Origin of the sequence: uncultured Aliiroseovarius sp., from assembly GCF_947497285.1 — a bacterium.
GTDB lineage: Bacteria > Pseudomonadota > Alphaproteobacteria > Rhodobacterales > Rhodobacteraceae > Aliiroseovarius.
Genome location: NZ_CANMFT010000003.1, coordinates 1 through 20,754, shown reverse-complemented (window position 1 = coordinate 20,754; position 20,754 = coordinate 1). Strand labels below are relative to the sequence as shown.

Genomic DNA, 20,754 nt, shown 5'->3' with positions numbered 1-20,754 from the left:
GGGGCTGGTCAGCTTAAAGGCAGCATGACCAAGGCTTTCTTCCTCATCCAGAGTTGCTTTGAAAACCGTCCACAAGCCGTCATTGGTTCAGGGTGCCGTAGTGCCAGGTTTTTCGCGGCGCCCGGCGGACCTAAGCTGACGTTGGAGGCGCGCAATGGTTCTTAGGTTTGAAGCGGTTCAAAAATCCTTCCGCGACAGCGAGGGGTCCGTCCCTGTTCTGCGGGATGTCAGTTTTGATCTTGAGGCGGGGCAGACACTCGCGCTTCAAGGAGAATCTGGCAGCGGGAAAAGCACGCTTCTTCACATCGCCGGTGCGTTAGAGGACGCGGACGCAGGTCACGTGTGGGTGTCTGGCAAGGATTTGACCACGCTTGACGACCGCGCACGTGCTGTCCTGCGCAGAACCGACATCGCACTTGTCTTTCAGCAGTTCAACCTGATCCCATCGCTGACAGTTGCGGCAAATATCGAGTTTCAGGCCGCGCTGTCCGGGCGCGTCGACCCGGTGCATATCGACCGGATCGTAGCCGCGCTGGGATTGTCAGATCAGTTGAAAAAATACCCCGAGGCCCTGTCCGGGGGACAGCAGCAACGCGTGGCAATCGCGCGGGCGATTGCCGCGAAACCAAAGCTGTTGCTGGCCGATGAGCCCACGGGAAATCTGGATGAGGCAACAGCCGAAGATGTTTTGACACAGATGCTGAACTTGGTGTCGCAAACCGGTGCCACGCTGATGGTTGTCACACATTCCCCAATCATTGCCGCACGCATGGACCGCCAATTGCATCTGCATGGCGGGTGTTTGACATGACTGGACATTGCCTGCGTGCGCTACTGTCCCATTGGCGCCGCAACCCCGTCCAGCTGTTCGCCTTTCTCGCAGGCCTTGCCTTGGCGACAGCGCTTTGGTCGGGCGTGCAGGCGATCAATGCAGAAGCGCGGGCAAGCTATGACGCGGCTTCGGCGACGCTGGGGCGGGGGCAGTTCGATCAGTTGATCCCGAAAGAGGGTGATCGCATTTCGCAACAGCAATACGTTTCACTCAGGCGATCCGGTTGGCTCGTCTCGCCTGTCGTTGAAGGCCGGTTGGAAGGCGTGCGATTGGTTGGCGTCGATCCTGCAACCTCGCCATTTGATCTGGTGGCAGACGCGCCTGCATCGCCGTCCTCTGCGCTGATGTTCGAAAGCCGGCAATCCCTGTTTGCAAATCAGGAAACAGCGCGAATTCTTGAGCCGGTGACACGGGTCACAGCAGATGAAAGCGTCGCACCCGGTATGGCGATCGGGGACATTGGTGTCGTCCAGCAGATATTGCGGCGCGACGATCTGAGCCGCCTCATTTTGCTTCCCGATCAACCGCTTGATCAACCAGACCTCAGCACCGTTGCGCCAGACCTGCGTATTCAGACCGCGCCGCAAGTAGCAGATGTCGCGCAGTTGACCGACAGTTTTCACCTGAACCTGACCGCATTCGGGCTGCTCAGCTTTGCCGTGGGTCTGTTTATCGTGCACAGCACCATTGGGCTGGCCTTTGAACAACGGCGGGGCATGATCCGCACGTTGCGGTCGCTGGGTGTTCCGCTGCGCACCCTGATCACCCTGATCACCGTCGAGATGATGACGCTTGCCCTGATCGGGGCAGGCTTGGGCATCATATTGGGGTATCTGATCGCAGCCCTGTTGTTACCGGATGTCGCGGCGACCTTGCGCGGTCTTTATGGGGCTCAGATCTCGGGCACGCTAGAGCTGCGCGCGGCGTGGTTGGTGTCCGGACTCGTGCTGGCCGTTGCGGGCACGGCGGTCGCCCTTTCAACCCGGATCTGGCAAATTGCGCGCATGCCGCTTTTGGCAAGCGTCCGACCACGCGCATGGGTCACAGCCACTGCATCGCGATTTCGGCTGCAATCAATGGGCGCGGTTATCCTGCTGGCCAGTGCCGCTGCGCTGGCGTTGATTTGGGATGGGCTATTGGCCGGTTTTGCATTGCTGGGGTGCCTTTTGATCGGCGCTGCAATGGCTCTGCCTGCAATCGCTGCAAGGATTTTAACCTCGCTGGAAAAACACACAATCGCCCCTGTGTGGCGTTGGTTCTGGGCCGACACACGACAACAACTGCCGGGCCTCAGCCTTGCACTGATGGCCCTGTTGCTTGCGGTCACGGCCAATATCGGTGTCTCGACCATGGTGTCGAGCTTTCGGCTGACCTTCGTCGCATTCCTTGATCAACGGCTCGCGCCGGAGTTATTCGTGCGTGTCGAAACAGCCAGCCAAAGCGCCGCGTTGGAATCCTTCTTGCAAGACAATGGGGTCGAGATTTTGCCGCTTCTGACGGCCCAAGCCAACGTCGCGGGCCTTCCTGTGGATCTTTACGGCGTGCGTGTCGGCCCAACCTATCGCAACAATTGGAACTTCTTGGACGAAGCCCCCGGCGCATGGGATGCTGTGGACAACGGCGACGCAGTCATCCTCAATGAACAGCTTGCGCGCCGGGCTGGTCTTTGGGTTGGGGATCAGGTGTCTCTGGCACAGGGTCTGACGAAGCCAGTTGCGGCTGTCGTGGGGGATTACGGAAACCCGCAAGGTCAAGTCATCGTGTCTGAGAATATCTTTCAGGACCTTCATCCCGGCATCTATCCCGCCCAGTTTGGCATACGCACTGAAGCGGAGGCCGCATTGCGTCGGCAGATTGTGCAAAAGCTTGGCATTGAAGACAGCGCGATAATTGATCAGGTCGCCATCAAGGCACTTTCTATGCAGGTGTTCGAGAGGACCTTTGTCGTCACATCTGCGTTGAATATCCTGACGCTCGGCGTTGCCAGCTTTGCAATTTTGATGAGCCTTTTGACACTGGCAGACCTGCGTGTGCCGCAACTTGCCTCGGTCTGGGCCTTGGGTTTGACCCGTCGCAGTTTAGGATGGTTAGAGCTGTCGCGCGCCGTCTTGCTGGCTGGCTTGGTCTTTCTTTGCGCGATCCCGGTGGGGCTTGCGCTGGCGTGGACTTTGCTGACGGTTATCAACGTCGAAGCGTTTGGGTGGAAGTTGCCGATGTATCTGTTTCCGCTCGACTATCTGCAACTGGGTGGCTACGCGCTGGTCGCCGCGTTTCTGGCCGCAACCTGGCCTGCACTGCGCCTGATGCGCACGCCGCCCTCGACTTTGCTCAAGGTGTTTGCAAGTGAACGTTAGACTGCTCCTTTTCTTGCTGCTGTGGCCGACAAGTGTTCTGGCGCAGGGGTTTTCCGGACTTGGCAGTGATGCCGAGGGATTTGTAGCACCCCGCCCCAATCCAACTTTCAGCTTTCCCGCTGATCACGGCGCGCACCCGGACTATCGTATTGAATGGTGGTATTTGACCGCGAACCTGACCGGGCAGGACGGGACGCCTTACGGTTTGCAATGGACGCTTTTCAGAACGGCGCTCGCACCCGGCGAGGCTGAGGGCTGGCAGTCTCCGCAAGTCTGGTTTGCCCATGCAGCCATCACAACGCCGGATCAACATTTTGCGACGGAACGCTTTGCGCGTGGTGGAATCGGTCAGGCCGGCGTATCAGCCAGCCCCTTTCGTGCGTGGATCGACGAATGGGAACTTGAGGGCGCGGATTTTGACACCATGAACCTTTCCGCAAGCGGTCCTGATTTTGGCTATGAGATGTCGCTCAAAGCCAATGGACCTTTGGTTTTTCATGGGGACAAAGGGTATTCGGTCAAGTCCGCTGATGGACAGGCGAGTTACTACTATTCCCAGCCGTTCCTTCAGATTGACGGCACGCTCAAACTGCCCACTGGCAACGTCGCGGTCACAGGCAGTGCCTGGCTTGATCGCGAATGGTCATCGCAGCCTTTGTCAGAGCGGCAGTCCGGCTGGGACTGGTTCTCGCTCTCCTTTGCGCAAGGGTCAAAGCTGATGGGGTTTCAGCTTCGCCAGACCGACGGATCGCAATACAGTTCTTCAACCTGGATCGAACCGGATGGCGCGACGACCGCCTATGGCGACGGTGCGTTTTCCGCTACGCCGCTGGCCAACACAACCGTCGCTGATCGCGACCTGCCAACACAGTGGCGCGTGACGCTACCGGATCGCGAGGTCGACGTGGTCGTCACAGCCCTGAACCCAAACGCGTGGATGGGGCTTTCAATTCCTTATTGGGAAGGGCCGGTCAAAATAGCCGGCAGCCACACCGGACAGGGATATCTGGAGATGACGGGTTACGAGTGACCCGAACAATCCAGCGCTTCTGCACAAAATCTGCACGTCTTCTGCGGGCCGTCTGCAAAGCAGGTGGTCAGTCTTGTCCAAACACAAGATGGAGAAGACGATGCCAAGAGAATTCATTGTGCGCGGCCTGCCGACGTCGATTGCCCAAGATGGCTGGTGGCTGAACACCGAGGTGGACAGATCGGGCGAAAGTGTAACCGCTGGCGCAGCGCCCCTTTTCGGGGGTCAGTCTGTGGAAGGGCGGTTGCCGAAATTTGCTGGGATGGTCTTGCTCATTTTGCTCGGGGATTTCCTGTTTTGGGGATACGCGCCGGGTCTTTCATTGGCCATCTTCGCATGGGGCTTATTTGCCGTCGTCGCCATGGGTAGGCCGGCAAAACGCGGGGTTCTGGGCCCGGTGATCTTGCTCGTTCTGGCGACGCTGCCCACAATTGAGCACGTGCAGTTGTTGTCGGTGTGTCTTCTTGGTGCGGGCTTGCTGGCTGCTGTGGCCTGGCTGCGGGTCCCCGCCGCTGAAAGTATAAGCGCCGGGCGGGACTGGTTCATGACGGCCTTTATGCGTTTGGTTAAGACCTTGCCGACCTCGGGCGTTCTGGCATGTGCTTCACAGCTGCGAAATCTGCGCGTCGGCGTAGCGTCAGGTGGGTTGATTTTCGGCGTATCGTCGAAATCGCTGCTGCGAAACTGGGCCTTTCCAATTGGCGGCACATTGGTGCTGGGCGCCTTGTTGATCGGTGCGAACCCGGTTCTGGAACAGACCCTATCGCAGGTTCTTTTGATCGATCTGGATGCGCTTTCGCTGGCCCGGCGCGCGGTGTTCTGGAGCGGGCTTGGCGTGTTGATCTGGCCGTTGCTCACCGCGCCCACCCCCACTGCCCCCCTGAACCTGACCACACAGGAATGGCGGACACCGCAAGGCCTGAACACCGGATCGGTTCTGCGGGCTTTGGTCCTATTCAACCTGCTATTGGCTCTGCAAAGCGTCATGGATTTCTCGATCCTGTTCGGCGGGGCGGCCCTTCCCGAGGGAATGAGCTATGCGACCTACGCCCATCGTGGCGCATACCCGTTGCTGGTAACAGCGATGTTGGCCGGCGCCTTCGCGGTGGCGGCCCGCCCGTTTCTGAGCGAACACAAAGCGTTAAAACCGCTGTTGCTTTTGTGGCTGCTTCAAAACGTATTCCTGACCCTGTCAGCCGCCCTTCGCCTGGATCTGTATATCGACGCGTTCGGTCTGACCTATCTGCGCCTGTATGCGTTGATCTGGATGGCGTTGGTTGCCATTGGATTGTTGCTGGTGGGGTGGCAGGTGCTTCGCGGTCGGTCGTCGCTGTGGTTGATGCTGCGGGCTTGCGCGCTGGGCTTTGGAACGCTGTATGCCTGTGCATTTGTCAATTTCGCCGCTGTGATTGCCACGGATATGCTTGACCGAGGGGCCAATCTGGGGCGCTCAGCAGCGCCAGACTGGCACTATCTGTGCAATTTGGGACCGATGGCGTCGAAAGCGATTGCGCAGGGGATGGACCGCAATCCTGACCTTTGGGTCCCACAACACTATCGCGCCTGCCTGCAGCCTGACATCACTTACCCAAACTGGCGCGAATGGGGCTTTCGCACAGGCCGGATCAATGGCTATTTTGCAGGAGATCTTGAATTAGAGGCCACGCGCCATGAAAATTCTGTTGGTGGATGACGATCCCCGGCTGCGCGATCTGGTAGGGCTGGCGTTAGAGCGCGCTGGATACCAAGTTGTCACGGCAAGCGATGGGCAGATCGCCTTGGTTCACGCCAAGCGCGAGACCCCGGACCTGATCGTGCTGGACATTGGCCTGCCCGAACTGGACGGGTTCGACGTTTGTCGTCGGATACGCGCCCAATCTGATGTGCCGATCCTGTTTCTGACCGCGCGCGACGATGAGATTGACCGGGTGCTGGGGTTAGAACTGGGCGCTGACGATTATGTCACCAAACCCTTCAGCCCGCGCGAATTGGTGGCGCGTGTGCGGGCCATTCTGAAACGCACGACGGGACCGCGCGCTGCCAGTATCTTGACCCATGGCGGGATCAGTCTGGACACCACGGCCCAGCGCTGTCGGTTCGGGAACAACGACATCCCGTTGACCGCGACCGAGTTCTCGTTGCTGGCGGCACTTGTGGACCGCCCAACCCAAGTGCACAGCCGGGCCCAGCTGGTGCGGTCGATCTGGGGCGCGCGTTCTCAGGTTTCTGACCGGACGTTGGACAGTCATCTGCGCAATTTGCGATCCAAATTGACCCATGCGGGTTGGGCGGATGCGATTGAAACTGTCCACGGTGTGGGCGTGCGTATGCAGGACCTTCCGCATGAAAGATAAATGGCGCCCCAGCCTTGCATTCGTTTTGGGCGGTGCCCTGTGCGGCACGTTGGCATTGTCTTTGACCGGGCTGGTGGCGTTTCGCTATCTCGGCCCCGCAATCGGGTATGAGAAAGCGGCGATACTGCTGTCGATCCTGATCACCGGGGCGACCTCGGTGCTGGGTTGGATGCTGATCCGCTTGCTGTTGCGACCCATCGCAGAGTTGGAGCGCTTCGCGACGCAAGTGCGGGCGACCCCTGCCGACCCGTTGACCCCACCGGCCCATTTTGGCACCCGCGAGCTTCAGGTCACGGCACAAAGCGTCATCGACATGGCGGACACCTTGCGCAATCGCGAAACCACCATCCGCAGCTACTCGGACCACGTAACGCATGAATTGAAGACACCTGTTGCGGCGCTTCAGGCGGCGACTGAATTGCTTCGCGATGGTGGCACCTTGGCGGTCGAGGATTTGGCACTTGTCGACCAGATCGCAGGAGCGGGCGCCCAGATGGAGCAACAGATCGAAGCGATGCGCCAAGCGGCCCGCGCCCGTGAAATGCGTCACGACGGAGTCAGCACCCTAGAGCAACTGCGCAGCGCGTTGTCAGGCGACTTCCCCTCTCTGGACCTGCGGATCGAGGGCGGTGATGTCATGATCCCCATATCGCAACAGGGCCTTGGAATAGTGTTGCGCCATTTGCTGGGCAACGCTTTGGGTCACGAGGCCACAACAGTGCAACTGTCAGCCCAGAAGAAGGACGCGCGGGTCGACGTGGTGTTGGAAGATAACGGCCGTGGGGTTTCCCCCGGCAACGCAACACGAATTTTCGACCCCTTCTTCACCACAAAGCGCGAACAAGGTGGAACAGGCATGGGTCTTTCCATCGTTCGCAACACCTTGCGCGCACATGGCGCGGACATTTCGAACTTGCCCCGCAGTCAGGGTGCGGCATTCCTGATCAGCTTCGAGGTTGAGTGACCCATCATTGGGTGCATTCGGCAACGCGGCAAGCAAGGCGAAAACCAGTGCGGCGCGCGCGACTTTTCCGGCTATTTTGATTGCGTAGGACCAAGATCCTGCCGGGTCTGCTCTTGACGCTCAGATGCCATTGAAATATGTCCCGTTGGTACTGCGCGGGCGTTGTGTAGTGGTAAGACCTTAGCCTTCCAAGCTCGTGATGTATCATTCCCTGACATTCCTGTAGTTGCCAAGTCATTCACTTTGTGGAAGAATTTGTTGCAGGGACATTCCCTGAGTTTCCCTGCCTTTCAGTTCAATACCTACAAAATTCCGACAACGAAATTCATGCCAAAACTAACCGAAACTTTTGCCCGCAAGCTGCCCCAGTCCAAAACGGGGACCGAGAAGCACTGGGACAGTGAGGTGCGAGGGCTCTGCCTCTTCGTCGGGAAGCGTTCGAAAACCTGGTACTTTCAGAAAGACGTTGGCGGTCAAACCAAGCGGATCATGATCGGTCGGTTCCCGGTGATCTCGGCGCAGGCCGCACGGCAGACGGCGATGGAGCTTGCGCTGGAAATGGGGCGCGGCGCAGGGAAAGTGGCGCAGATCGGCGCGCCGACACTTGAGGCCGCATTGGAAGGATATTTGGGGCGCCCGAAGCTCAGATCAGATGCGCATAAGCGCTCCCTGCGCAAGCAGTTCGAGCTTCACCTGAAGGAGTGGCTCAAGCTGCCTCTGGATGAGATCTCAAAGAAGATGGTGGTGGAGAAGCACCAATCGATGGCCGCGACACCATCAGCAGCCAATCACGTGCTCAAGTATTTCCGAACGATTTGGAACCACGCCAGACGGGTCTATGATCTGCCCGAGGCGCCTACTATGGCGATCGAGTGGTTTGATGAGCAACCAAAGGGACAAGTCATTGAGGATCTCGGTGTATGGCGTGACGAAGTCGATGGTCTCGCCAATCCCATCCATCAGGTCTTCTATGAACTCTTGTTGTATACGGGTTTGCGCAAGAGCGAGGCGCTTACCTTGGAATGGAAGAACATTCATGAAGATCACATCCACCTCCCCATGACCAAGAACGGTCGCAGCTTTGATCTTCCCATCTTGCAGCTACATCATGAGATTCTGGCGCCGCTACGTGGCTTAAGCGAGCAATGGGTATTTCCATCTCCGAAGTCGGAGTTGGGTCATATCACAAACCCAGCCAGACTCGCATGGGGTCCGCACGCGCACCGTCGCACCTTTGCGACTGTCGCCATGGAGGCTGGCGTGCTCGAGGAAGTGGTTGGGCGCTTGCTGAACCACACGCCGCTGTCGATCACTGGCCAGAGGTATGTGAAGCCCAGTCTGGATGCGTTGCGTCCAGCGATGAAGGTGGCCTGTGAGGAATTAACTAGAAGACAAAACGGAGCATTCCCCGATGAATGATAAAATGGGCGTTAAACCGTTCCAAGACCACGATCCAGACAGTGAAGAATATCGCGACCTTCGCCGTCGCCTTATCCCTGTGGTGGAAGAGCATATCGGTCCAGTAAAAGGGTTTTCCTCCAGCCAACTCGCCGCATCCATAATTACGAACTTTGACAATGTGATGGTTCATTTCTGGAGAAAGGATGATGTGAGCAAAACCTTGGACAAGCTTAGAAGGTCCCTGTCTGAAGCTATTAGGGCGTATAACAATCTGCCGTTGCTTGTGACGGACCGAATGGACTGGGATACGGGACAAGTTGATAGTTTGATCAAGGAACGATTTCTGCAGAAGACCACACACGATGTGTTGTTCCAACATATGTTGCCCGAACGTGGTGCGACGAAGGCTTATGCAGCATTAAAGTCTTTGGCCGAACATTCTGACGAATTGATTTCCGCGATTGAGATAACAAAGCGAGAGCTTCCCGACGGCATTCCCACTCGCAACAGACAGACGTTCAATGAATGGGCTTTGATTGATGCCAGTGTTCGAGCCGCGAGATTTAACAAGAGCATCAATATCCCAGACGATTTGGATAATTATGGCGATTTGAGTCGGTTCCTACGTGACGTCTTTGATGTTTTCGGGATCAAGAAGACGAGTTTTAGGAAGGCTTACGATAGCTGGCGCAAGCACGTGGACGGCAAAATGGAAAACTACGATTTGATGGACATTTAGTTCCAGAAGAAAGCCCATCATTCTCAAAGTCATCAAGTATGCCAAGGAGAATGAAGTGGAACCGAAGTACCTCACCGCTGCAGAGGCAGCCAGCTACACAGGCCTCAGCGAAAGCTACCTCGCCAAACTCCGGATGGGAACTGGCCCACAGGTTGGACCGGTTTATTGTCGTATAGGTCTTAGAGCTATCCGGTATCGCCGGAAAGATCTTGATGATTGGATGGTTTCTAAGACTTGTGGGGATGTGCTCGCCAATCGTGCAAATGGATTGATGGGCGATATTATATAATCAATAGAGGTGCCGCGATGTCAAAGAGAACACCTCTGGACCTGAAGCAGAAATGGTTCGTCGCCCAGTATTGGGCTCAGATGAATCCTCCGCTCACCCGCTCTAGCTATGCCGTGCTGATGAGACTTCTGGATCGTCAGAACACTAAAACCGGGCGTTGTGATCCGTCTGCCATCGGGCTTGCAGAAGAAACTGGATTTACCGAGCGGAGTGTTCGCTCTGCTTTCAAGGAGCTGGAAGAGCGAGGTGCGGTGAAACGATATCGTGCCGCCAAGCGTTCCCGCAATCAGTTCTTGATTCACTCTGTAGAAGAACTTGGTCAGATTGTGCGTTTGTCAGAACTGAGGTCACGCTCAGGGCGCCCTTCATCCATGAACTCTACTTCCGCTCGACCTGCAGCGCGCTTCCGCTCAACTCTGAAGTGCGCTTCACCCGAAACTATAAAGGAAACAATAAAGAAAAAGAGAAGTGCTGAGAGAGAGACAGCGTTGACCTCAAGGTCGCTCACTGAAAAGCAAGCTGCGTCCAAAACTGAAATGGATTTGGGGGAGTTTGAGAAGCGGGTGGTTAAAGTGTTCGAGCGAGAAGGGTATGGCTATGAAGGATTGTTGTCGCTTCCCGCAACTGAGATTGAGGCGGCCCATGGCGAGATAACAAAGGGTGTGTTGTCTTTCTCAAATGCGGTAGGCCGTTTACTCAAGAAGTACAGATCGGAAGTCGCATAGTTTCGCAACACTGAACGAATTATAGCCTTGGCCCGTGGGGGGGTAGGTCAAATACCTGAGATGTTTCAGCCTGCAGACCCGTCCCCCTAACACGCGTAGATTTTATTTCCCTCAGATGGCGAAATTTCAGTGGATATGTGCAAGATCGGGGGTGTGAGCCAATACCAATTCTTCAACTCCGTCGCCCGAAACTCAGTTCAATAAAGTATATTATTTTCAATGCTCTGTGAGGAGCATCTCTCTAGCTTTTCTAGAACGGTAAGACATGCGCTCTCACGTGGTTTTGAAAATCATTTTTCCCTATCGACAGTTTTCTGCCCGTTGCGGACTTTGAGCACGGAGCTCGACTCTGCGGTGCAGCTCCCGAACAACGGACATTGGCAAAAGGCTGGCAGAAACGTACCATGCTGTGCAAAAGCCTCTTTTCGAGAAGTACATGAATAATCCAAGCTGGGATGTATTCCGATCCCAAGACAATCAGGAGATCATTTTTGAGAAGGACGTCGCGCGTCGCCTGTTTTGCCACGAGGCTGCAGTAGAGCCCGGCAGTTTGACTTGCCCGCCTCAGTATCCAGGTATTGAGAATGTCCCAATCCAAACTGCCAGCGGCGAATGGGTCGCTTTTCAGGCCAAGCACAGCCAAAACGGTAGCCAGAATGGAAATGCATTCCAAAAACTTCGAAAGGCCATCAAGCCTGTCCAGGACGGAGAATACCAACTGGACAAAATCTACTGCTTTTCTTCTGGTGTTGCGCCGGACACGACTACCGCGCTTACAGCAGAACAAGGGCGTGTTGTTGCTGACCTAAAGGCTGCCGGCATTTCGGTTGAGTGGTACTACGCAGACCGCATTCTTACAATTCTCGAAGACGCGACTACCCCCAACCTTGTCCGAGCCTCTCAGGCGTTTTTCGATAACCTTCCGCAGCCGTTCCTCGATCCACAGGATTGCACCGATAACCCAGAAGGATTTCGACAACTCCGGTTCAATGAACGTTTGAGTGAGTTCGTCGGTCGTGATGGAGAGCTCGCACAGTTAAGGGAATTCACAGAAAGCGGTGAGCCATTTAGCTGGTGGCACGTCACTGGACCTGGATTATCGGGCAAGTCACGTTTGCTGCTGGAACACTGCCTTAGCCTTGAAGGTTGGCACTGGGGTTGGTTGGAAGGTGATCTTCTTACCTTTCCGTTTTCAGATTGGTTGCCCGATAAAAACACATTCATCGTCATTGACTATGCGCTTGGCCGAGAGCCAGAAATCCAATTGCTGTTCCAACGCCTGTTCGCGGCCAGCCAATCTGATCGCTTCGTGAATAAGGTGCGACTGATTCTTATCGAACGAGAATACTCAGGGTGGTTAAGCGCAATTGAACATGTGCCCAACATCGGGAACTGGGTAGCAAACCACAAATATCGCAACGAAGGTCTGGTACTGGAACGACTGCCGAATACCTTGGACGCAATAGATGACTTTCCAGCTGGCGAATTCATGGAAGCGATCCGCCAAATGCTGCAGCGAGAGAACCAGCGAAGATGGCAAGTTGTGCCGCGTGAGGCGCACGACGCCCTAGTTCTTGCTACTGCTACTGGCGGCTTTTCGATGGAGGATTTGCCGAGTCAGCTGCGCCCTGAAACACAAGAGTATCTCGATCAGATGGACTGCAGTGAAGAGGTGGCTCGCATGATCGGAGCCGTGCATCTCCCGCATAGCTACGAGCCACTACAACCGGATGTCTTTGGCGAGTTGTATGTGTTGGACGCAATACGACATGAGACTCCGAGGACACGCCCGACAATTTTTCAAAGAGCGTACGAGCTCAACGCGTCTGGGTTTACCAATTTTTTGTATCGCTGTGGCCAGTCCTTCCCTGACCATCCTAGCTTGAATTATGCTGTCAGTGACTGGTCGTTCGACGATCCATCCCGGATGGCCTATCTCGCCACGTTTGCGAACTCACTAGAAACCATCCCCATGCCACAGTCGCAGAGGATCGAAACGTACAAAAACATCCTGAGTGAACTCCGAGCACCTTCCGGAGACTTGGTATTTATTGAGAGGGCCATATTTGGCAAGATTCTGGCTCTATTCCCGAACAATGACCTGCGGATCGTGCCTGCCGAAATTCAGCTCCGTCCAACTGTCGAGATTGAACCGCTTTCTGCAAGTCCAGATTTTCTGCAAAATCTTCTTCCAACGGAGTACTGCAGCGCTGTCATCGAGGCATGGCGTCAACTTGGAGAGGATGACAAAACCGCTTTGCTTGGGCCGCATTTGGTCGAAATTTTTCAACATCAACTACTTCGACTGCTCTCTGTTCGACAAAGCGACATTGAACCGGCGCGAGACCTGTTTGCAGAGCTTACCACCTCGTTGAATCTTGCTGGGGGCGCAAGATACGGGTCAACAATTTTTTCGTTCCAAGGGTTGTGTGCTAACGTGGTCGCCGCGCTGTTCCAGTATGGACACAACTCACGAACAGCAAGAGATTGGGCGGAAGAGATTCGCGGCTTGGCTGGCTCACTTTCGACGTTGGAAAGAAATGGCCAACCGATGGTCTTCCAGTCGTCCAACCTTGACCGCATTGATCTCGGCCTGACTGTGATGGCGGTCCACGACCCGAACAGGGACTGGCAATACAAATTCGAACGTACCGAAGCGATCCGGCGGCGCGGAGCCGGAATTCAACCTAACGATCCGTTGAAGACGCTGCACTATGTACAGGCTGCGGTGCAAATCACTAGCGGGTTCTCAGGTGACGACCAAGCACGTCAGATTCGCGAAGTTTTAGAGCGTTGTCGGGAATACACCACAACGATCAACACCCCACAGATTGCCGAGGCATTTGCAATGATGTTGGGCAACCTGACTGGATATGCCACTCGGTACGATCTTGGACAGTCGTCTGAACAGTTATTCACGGAAGCTGCTGAATTGGCTTGTAGGTTCCCGGAGCCACAGCACGGCCTAGTGAAAATCACTCTGAACAAGCTAGGCAGTGAATTCCAGAACCATTTGAATTCAGGCGACATTGATAGGGCGAGCGCTGAGTTGTCCTTGGCGCGCAGGATGATCGAGGCGGCAAATGAATTTCCCCACGAAGTGACAAAGAAGCTGCATGCTGGCGCGTTTGTCGACACCCCAATCCTTAGATACGTGCAAGGGTCGCATACGCTTCTCGATGAGGCGCTCCAGATGGCGCGATTTCTAGCATCGTCTGAAGCAGTGGATTGGAGGCAAACAATGTTGAATAGTGGAGCGTTTAGTCGGTACTTCACCGAAGCTCAGCGGGCCTTGAATGAAGGAGAAAACGACAGAGCCATCCGCGCTCTTCAAGCACTTCAGATTTATGCCTCGATAGACGAGTTTACCGACTACCAACAAGTTATCTCGATCATTCAAGCCCAAATAGATGGTTAGCCAGATCTCAATGTCCGCTTTGGTGAACTATTGAGCAATAACTCGCGTTTGCGGCGAAGGTCCGGAATTCGCCCAGTTCACCGAGTGAGAAGAAAGCTTGGGTCCTTTCCGACCTGCCTCCGCATGGGGGTAATTCGCACCCCGTGGCACAGGGATATAAAACGACTCTCAAGTGTTGAGATTTGGGTTGTTGTTGTTAACTCCCCCCTTCAATTCGATGAGGTAGGGGTAGGACACAAGCTTTTTCGGTTTTTCTACGGAACGGAGTGGGAGCCTTTTACTGCATAAAGCTAGAATTGAATTGAGGAAGCCACAGCGGATGGCCGCGAACAGCCAAAAGCGGTCATTCGCGAACACTGCAGCGGACGGCCGGTTTGAGCCCAACCTGTGCCTTAGTCAGCCCGCGGCGAACGACGGCTCCTCCATCAGCGTGTTAAAAAAGGCTCAAAAATATTCAGGTTTACACATGAGTTCTTGAGCCCTCTAGGATTCTTCAGATGCTAGGCAGCCCAAGGCTGCATCAAAACCGACTGTCTAAAGAACGACAATAATGAAGATAGTGTATCGCTTCAATTCGCAAATTGTGGGAGTGGGTCGGTCACACACTGCGTCTTAGAGAAATATACTGCCATACCTACATGCACTGCCCATTTGAAGCGCGCTGAGACTGCCAGGTGCCCCACCACTCTTTGTATGCCGTCACAGTCTCCCCACAAGCCAGCGAGTTACCAGACTCAGGCTCTTGCTGTCTAACGTCTGAACTTGTCTGCCGATCTGTGTAAATGCCACACCAATCGCCTCGTCTCGGTCCCTTGGAGCCTCCATCATGGAAGCGGAGACCTATTCCTTCTACCGCACCACGTGCCGACTCCAAAGAGAGACCCGACAAGTCAGGAACAGTCACAAGTTTTGTCGAGCGAAGCACTCGAAGTACGACAAGAGGGTTATCACCAGAGAGCACTTCGCCTTCGCCTGGAATGATCTTATACACCTCGTTTCGCGAGACTGATGAACACACATCGTTGTCGAAACTAACTTGGAAGTCGATCCCAGCCTCTTCGAGCACTTCAGCGACCAAGAGATGGTGAGTACCTACTATTCCCATTGGTACTGCAATCGAAGCGTCGCCTTCAGATTGGGCATTTGCCGTACAAACACTTCCAAGGAAAAAAACCGCGCAGAGTGCCCAAGCGCTGTCCGATACCAAACCTCTAATACTCGATGCAATCCGTCGCTCTAGCCACATAAGTTTTCTCCCTATCTATCGCCGCTATCGTTGACCTGGGGCAACTCGGTGCAAGTGGTAGCGGCTCTTGCGCATCGATAACTTCGTCATAGCCACTAGATGCGAGGTACGTGCACTTCATACCCAAATCTCGAAACGCTTCCTGCTTACGCAAGTTCATCTGGAACCCACTTCTCTGCAAAACGCCACGTGCTTCGTCTACGCTCAATCCAACAACTTGTGGGGCAGGGATAGTTGGTTCGCCTGGGCGAGTGAACAAGACAATAAGCGGCATATCACTGTCCAGAACAGTACCAACCGGTGGTACTGCATCATGAACGAATGAAAACTGAGCCTTGTCCGGGCATAGAACTTCACCAGAGTGTGACACCTGATAACTAATACCTAATGTATCCAGTACTTCGAAAGCCAACACATCCGGCATACCAATCAAGTTGGCAGGAACCCGTCGTACGTCATCAGCCAGACCTAGAGACACGCTACATGGGAGGACTGCTACAGCTACAAATAAGAATCTCAATTTCATTTATTTTTCCGCCGCGCTAAATATCAAGGCCGCTTCATCACCAGGACTGTTCGCATCGGTTCCCTTAAAGGTGCAAAGACCTCTTGGCGCGAAAGCTCTGGCGCTCAGTTTTATCGTATGATCTGCTTTGGTCTCACCAGTTGCAGATATTGGAAGCCGTTCGCGCAGGGTTCGAGCAAATTCACCTTGCGAGTTCTCCTGCAGAATAATCGCTCGGCCCCAGAACATATTATCATATCTAGGCACACCGTCTCCCAAAGAGCCAAAAAGTGTTGATAATTGAACTACACCGGTTGGGGGCTTAGAATGCAAACCAAACAATCCCAAGGATCTTCTATCGCCATAGATATTTTCAACATCTAAGTCGGAGACAAGCGTTCTCTCCGCAGGCCATGCAAAGTTTTCTGTACCTGAAGCAACCTCAAATAGCATAGCAACGGCAAAGTTATTGCAGAACTGTACGTTTCCAGATTGCGACAACTCTACCAATACATCCACTGAGAGAGTTGTCGTTCCATCCGGCAAAACTTTAGCATTGCAGTTGCCAAATCGAATGGTGAGCAATTGATCCGTTGATTGGCCAGATTGTTTGCCCACAAAATTCTTTGGAGCATCAATTGTGCACTCGACTTTGGGCTCGGCAAGCTCAGGGATAACTCCAGCACTTGGTGCTGACGATAGTTCCGTTGTCTCAGCCACGATAGACTGGGGGAATAGCATTGTTGTGCTGACAAGGTAGCCAAAGAAAATGAGGGAGGCAACGTTGGCTCTAGCCATCGGAAACCCCCGTCACCTGTCCAATCTGAACAACATCTACCTTCATGGCCGCTGAATCAAGAACGGCCTTGAGTTTCCATTGAGCGGTGTCTGGTAAAGTGCAGATTGGGTGGGTGAAATCCGATGAACAGATATCTCGCCGGAAACTATCTGCCCTGTAGTTCCGTGTATACTCCTGAAAAATCTCAATGTATTTGCTTTGCGCTTGCGCAGGATTATCCTGTAATTCTTTCAGCTTAGCTGCTTCGACGAATTCGTTTTGGACACGAACGCCTAGGTCTTGCCAGTATATTGGACGAAGACTGAGCTCTTCTGCAGCCAAATCGAGCGAAGTTAAGATCGCATCATAGAAGAAGCTTGGAGTATTTATTGTTGACCCAAATCTTGAAGGCCTACATGCGTCATACTTCGCTTGAAGTGTTGAGTCTGAAATCGGATCAACGATGCTTGCCAAGTCCGAGAAGGTCTTAAGTTGATCGTTACCCGAATCCGTTGAAGCGGCATTCGCGATTAATGGCAATCTGGTTGTAGACGAAGCTTCTTGCCCAACGGATTCTTCTCCCGATACTGTGCCCTCACTCAACGTCTGAGCATTAATGATATTGACGTCTGTTATCACTCCCTGACAGAGCCTCAGAGCATTAGACAACTCTGATGCGAGGCGCATTGCACGATCATTAAGATCAATGTAGCTCTGTATCTCACGCGCAATGGCAATCGGGGTATTTTCATCTCGGTTTAGAGGATTTGCCGGTTGCTCAGCAAAGGCATCGATTGCATCACTTGTTTTCTCAAACACATCCCGCGCCAGGAAGTATGAGTTTATCTCAGGGGAATAGTCGAACGCCGAGATCGGCTGCGTAACGTCAGGTTGATTATCAAGAGCGCTATAGGGCAAAACCCCAATCCGAATTGGTTTGGGAGCTTCGGCGGCGTCTTGAGTAAGCTCACGGATCGAATCTTTTAGCCCCGCCAGGTCATACGCGATGGACCCACTTTCGCCTCCATATCGAAAAAGTGAGACTGAAGTACTGTCCTGACGCGCGACACTAGATTGCCTTTGCTCGAAAGAACCGGACACTTTAAATATCCCGGCGATATCGGCTTTTAGCCCTCCGTTTATGTCTGCTAGAGCTTCTGCGTTAGACTTTGAAAAAGTAAGAAACGCGTCTACAGCCGCACCGCTTATTATCGCGGCAACAAATCCATGCCCACATCTTTGATGATTCTGCAGCGCATTGCCTCGTGTGCTTATTCGAAAATCATTGTCGACAGCAACCTGTCGCCAGTTCGTTGATTTTCCCCCGTTCTCCACGGGAGCGTCGGGCAAACTAACCCCTCTTTTATAGGAAACCGACGGCGCGGCAAAAAGCGACGAATTTGTAACCTCTGCGTTCAAAATGAACTTGGTGGTATCTAGTTTGAATTTTTCATCACTCAAAAACTGAAGTCTCGCGCTTGCATTTAGTATCGCCATCCTCATAGAACCTGACGCACTAATCTTAGTTCTACTCTGAACCTCACTATGAGAGTTAACCTCTTCAAAGCGAAAGTTAATGTGCTGTGATGGGTCTTGAACAGGTACGAAGTTTACGCAATTGCCATAAGCCACCTTATCTTGAAGCAGGTTGTATCCCTGTCCAAGCACAACGCCCTCTTGAGGGTAGTCTAACCAAATCATATCCTCTGCAAGGACGGGATTAGTGGCTAGGAGAAACGGCAGGGCGAGAAACGGCGCGTACCTAAGCATATCTGTCACTCTCTTTCATCTACTAGTGCAGTGTTGGACCTTCCGGAAAGAACTCACGATAAAGGCTCTCCAATGCCTCTTCCGCCGCTTCCTGCGCTTGGAAGGCCGCAAACCGTACAGCTTGCTTGAACACCTCGATTACAACTTTAGAAGCAACTTCCGTTCCTTCTTGGAGGGTTTCAGAGACGAACGCTCTAGTGATGAGATCACCCTTGGAAATGCTCTCTGTCCAATAGCAAGTAGCCAATACATGCCCCATCTCGGTTAGGCCTGCGGCACCCAAAGCAAAAACATCCGCTGCATCAACTATGCGCGCAAGGGTTCGAATGTCCGATTCTGACAGCTTGCAAAAGGAAGGGGCAGATAGGTAGCACTCACTGTGTGAGTCGATTGCCATTGATTGGATCGTTGAACAGTTACAATTCCGGCCAGTTGCATCGCTGTTGGATATGTAGGAGGACGAGACTCTATCCTTCAAGCAAATTAAAGTTTTGTCTCGCCACTGTTTCCCTAAGCTACTAAATCCAGCCTCTGATCCAAAACGTTGGCAGTACTTGGGGCCAAAGGTTGCTGTGTAGGGATGGTCAGTGCTCGCACACCCACAGTTCTCTTCAATGCACTGTTTATATAGACTGCACGAAAGGTCGCCGGTCGTTTGGCATGCAGCCTGAGCCTCACTGATACCAGGGGATACTAAAACCGCGCTGGTAAAAAGTAGTGTTAAAAACACTCCTATAGCTGAGTTGTACCAACACATATCAATGTATCCTCACCGGAAAGCAAAGTCTCTGAAATAAACCAACGGGCATGATCAGCTGAGGTATCCCTTACTCTAGGTCACGATCTCATGAACTGTCAAATTCTATGCAGAAAGTCGCCTCACGACGGAGAATGCTTTCGTGATTCTTTCATCGCGCGAGGACCCGGTACTGTCCCTTTGGGTTGCCCAAGGAGTGAGGTCTCCGCTCCGTCAGGTTTTGCTCCTCTAAGCGTCCAGCTGGAAAGTTTCTACGGTGCGAACCCGGTGACATTTCTACTAGGTTGCAACACAAACAGCGCGGAAGCGGACATTGGGCGAATGTCAGCAAAGTCCCGCGTTGCGGACCTTGCAGTAGAGCACGGCGAATGAACGCTCCCCGCACTTTTGGGCCCTTCTTGGCGCTTTCTTTGCACGCGGGGAATGCGCACTCCGGTCCATGCATATTGCCTGACGAAATGACCCGTTGAGGATTAGGTTGTTGTTTGCGAAAGAATGAAACGGAAACAATCTCAGTGCTAGGAAGTCTGCACACCGGACGCAATGGAAAGTTTACTCGTAGTTTTAGAAGGCCTTTTCCTGTGTAGCTTGGTCGGTTCCGTTTCTGTTTCCTGAAACGTACCGCAGATGCGCACCAGCCGACACAAGTAGGAGGTTCCAAAATTCTAGCAATTGGTCCCCCTGTCGATGAGACGACGTGCGACTCTCGAGAGGTACCAATTCAACGAGTATATCGTTTAGGCGACCATCCGATAGTTCACCCGCTGCAGCGGAGGATTTCGCCGCTTGTACAAGGATCGCGCCACGATAGTGAGACAGCTCAGCTGTGTGTTGAAGCAGATCGGAAGCGACAACAATGGTTCGGCTATTTGTCGTGCTTGCGAAACTGTTGGCTACCATCGCAATGGTTTCGATAATTGGGCTCTGAGGTGCAGTTGCTCCCACCAGGAGAGATTTTGCAAGTTGCTCCACAGGACCCGAGAACTGCTCCTCAAACCGGGTTTGAGCTCGACGAGGATTTGCAAACATCGGATCAACCGTGGATTCGTCGCCTGGATTGCATAGGTCCAAAACAGGGTTTGCTGCCTCACTGAGATCGTCCGTCATCAAGTAAACGGTGAAGCGACCATGAACGGGCATATTCCTCGCAATTTTCCTAATTTCCCGCGTGACGACTTCGGTCTGCCCTGGAGACAGAGGATCAGTGCGATCAACCAGAAGCGCAAGGTGAGACACAGGCGATGTATCTAGGGGGCACAGCGTTTCTGGGTCAAGCTGAACCGGTGCGAAGTCATCCTTGAGCAGATTGAGGCCGGCCACGGCTGCGCCAGCGAACGCAAGAAGGGCGACGCCGATGAGGTTACTGAGAGTGTTCGTCATAGCTTTTCTCCAATTGTTTGATGACCAAGGGCATAGCAATTACTTGGGCGGCCGATTGGGTTCGCAGGCTTGCACGATGCCGATCCTCTATTCGGCGGCATCGAGAGAAAAGAAGTGGGGACCCGGCTGTTTCTCAAACGTTATATTTTCCTCATTTTCCGCTCTTTTGGTTCCTTCTTTTTCGGCGGCTTTGATTTCTGCAGTGACGGTAT

The 20,754-nt window shown here is 53.7% G+C and carries 17 protein-coding genes; 11 read left to right on the top strand and 6 right to left on the bottom strand.

Annotation, left to right across the window (positions count from 1 at the left end; all coding sequences use genetic code 11):
- Positions 1-154 precede the first annotated feature (154 nt).
- From Q0864_RS05660 to Q0864_RS05615, 11 genes are all read left to right on the top strand, one after another.
- Positions 155-811 carry an ABC transporter ATP-binding protein gene (locus tag Q0864_RS05660; RefSeq protein WP_298566810.1) on the top strand — a complete coding sequence of 219 codons (657 nt, stop codon included), beginning with the start codon at positions 155-157 and terminating at the stop codon, positions 809-811.
- Positions 808-3,186: an ABC transporter permease gene (locus Q0864_RS05655; protein ID WP_298566809.1), complete on the top strand. Its 2,379-nt coding sequence runs from the start codon at positions 808-810 to the stop codon at positions 3,184-3,186. The genes Q0864_RS05660 and Q0864_RS05655 overlap by 4 nt, the downstream gene beginning before the upstream one ends.
- A complete protein-coding gene (locus tag Q0864_RS05650; protein WP_298566808.1) occupies positions 3,176-4,216 on the top strand; it encodes a lipocalin-like domain-containing protein in 1,041 nt (346 codons plus the stop codon). Before Q0864_RS05655 ends, Q0864_RS05650 begins: the two co-directional genes overlap by 11 nt.
- Before the next feature lie 100 nt (positions 4,217-4,316).
- On the top strand, positions 4,317-5,909 hold the full coding sequence (locus tag Q0864_RS05645) for a DUF4173 domain-containing protein (protein WP_298566807.1): 1,593 nt from the start codon (positions 4,317-4,319) through the stop codon (positions 5,907-5,909).
- Positions 5,887-6,570 carry a response regulator transcription factor gene (locus tag Q0864_RS05640; RefSeq protein ID WP_298566806.1) on the top strand — a complete coding sequence of 228 codons (684 nt, stop codon included), beginning with the start codon at positions 5,887-5,889 and terminating at the stop codon, positions 6,568-6,570. Before Q0864_RS05645 ends, Q0864_RS05640 begins: the two co-directional genes overlap by 23 nt.
- Entirely contained in the window at positions 6,560-7,534 is a 975-nt protein-coding gene (locus tag Q0864_RS05635) for a HAMP domain-containing sensor histidine kinase (protein ID WP_298566805.1), read from the top strand. Before Q0864_RS05640 ends, Q0864_RS05635 begins: the two co-directional genes overlap by 11 nt.
- A 327-nt stretch (positions 7,535-7,861) precedes the next feature.
- Positions 7,862-8,953 carry an integrase family protein gene (locus Q0864_RS05630; protein ID WP_298566804.1) on the top strand — a complete coding sequence of 364 codons (1,092 nt, stop codon included), beginning with the start codon at positions 7,862-7,864 and terminating at the stop codon, positions 8,951-8,953.
- Positions 8,946-9,674 carry a hypothetical protein gene (locus Q0864_RS05625; RefSeq protein WP_298566803.1) on the top strand — a complete coding sequence of 243 codons (729 nt, stop codon included), beginning with the start codon at positions 8,946-8,948 and terminating at the stop codon, positions 9,672-9,674. The genes Q0864_RS05630 and Q0864_RS05625 overlap by 8 nt, the downstream gene beginning before the upstream one ends.
- Positions 9,675-9,729: 55 nt before the next feature.
- A complete protein-coding gene (locus Q0864_RS16565; RefSeq protein ID WP_363317605.1) occupies positions 9,730-9,963 on the top strand; it encodes a helix-turn-helix domain-containing protein in 234 nt (77 codons plus the stop codon).
- A gap of 17 nt (positions 9,964-9,980) precedes the next feature.
- The gene (locus Q0864_RS05620) at positions 9,981-10,688 is read left to right on the top strand and encodes a helix-turn-helix domain-containing protein (protein ID WP_298566802.1); all 708 of its coding nucleotides are present in this window, start codon (positions 9,981-9,983) and stop codon (positions 10,686-10,688) included.
- Positions 10,689-11,124: 436 nt separating this feature from the next.
- Positions 11,125-14,106 (top strand): hypothetical protein, encoded by a 2,982-nt coding sequence (locus Q0864_RS05615; protein WP_298566800.1) that lies wholly within the window; start codon positions 11,125-11,127, stop codon positions 14,104-14,106.
- A 634-nt stretch (positions 14,107-14,740) separates the two neighbouring features.
- Here Q0864_RS05615 and Q0864_RS16560 read toward each other — a convergent pair.
- From Q0864_RS16560 to Q0864_RS05590, 6 genes are all read right to left on the bottom strand, one after another.
- Positions 14,741-15,211, bottom strand: coding sequence for a PASTA domain-containing protein (locus tag Q0864_RS16560; protein ID WP_363317609.1), 471 nt, complete (start codon positions 15,209-15,211; stop codon positions 14,741-14,743).
- A 106-nt stretch (positions 15,212-15,317) separates the two neighbouring features.
- Positions 15,318-15,878, bottom strand: coding sequence for a hypothetical protein (locus Q0864_RS05610; protein ID WP_298566799.1), 561 nt, complete (start codon positions 15,876-15,878; stop codon positions 15,318-15,320).
- A complete protein-coding gene (locus Q0864_RS05605; protein ID WP_298566798.1) occupies positions 15,879-16,655 on the bottom strand; it encodes a hypothetical protein in 777 nt (258 codons plus the stop codon). It abuts the gene before it with no gap.
- A complete protein-coding gene (locus tag Q0864_RS05600) occupies positions 16,648-18,414 on the bottom strand; it encodes a hypothetical protein (RefSeq protein ID WP_298566797.1) in 1,767 nt (588 codons plus the stop codon). The genes Q0864_RS05605 and Q0864_RS05600 overlap by 8 nt, the downstream gene beginning before the upstream one ends.
- Before the next feature lie 13 nt (positions 18,415-18,427).
- Complete coding sequence (locus tag Q0864_RS05595; protein WP_298566796.1) at positions 18,428-18,802, bottom strand: hypothetical protein; 375 nt, start codon at positions 18,800-18,802, stop codon at positions 18,428-18,430.
- Positions 18,803-19,726: 924 nt separating this feature from the next.
- Entirely contained in the window at positions 19,727-20,542 is an 816-nt protein-coding gene (locus tag Q0864_RS05590; protein ID WP_298566795.1) for a hypothetical protein, read from the bottom strand.
- Positions 20,543-20,754 lie beyond the last annotated feature (212 nt).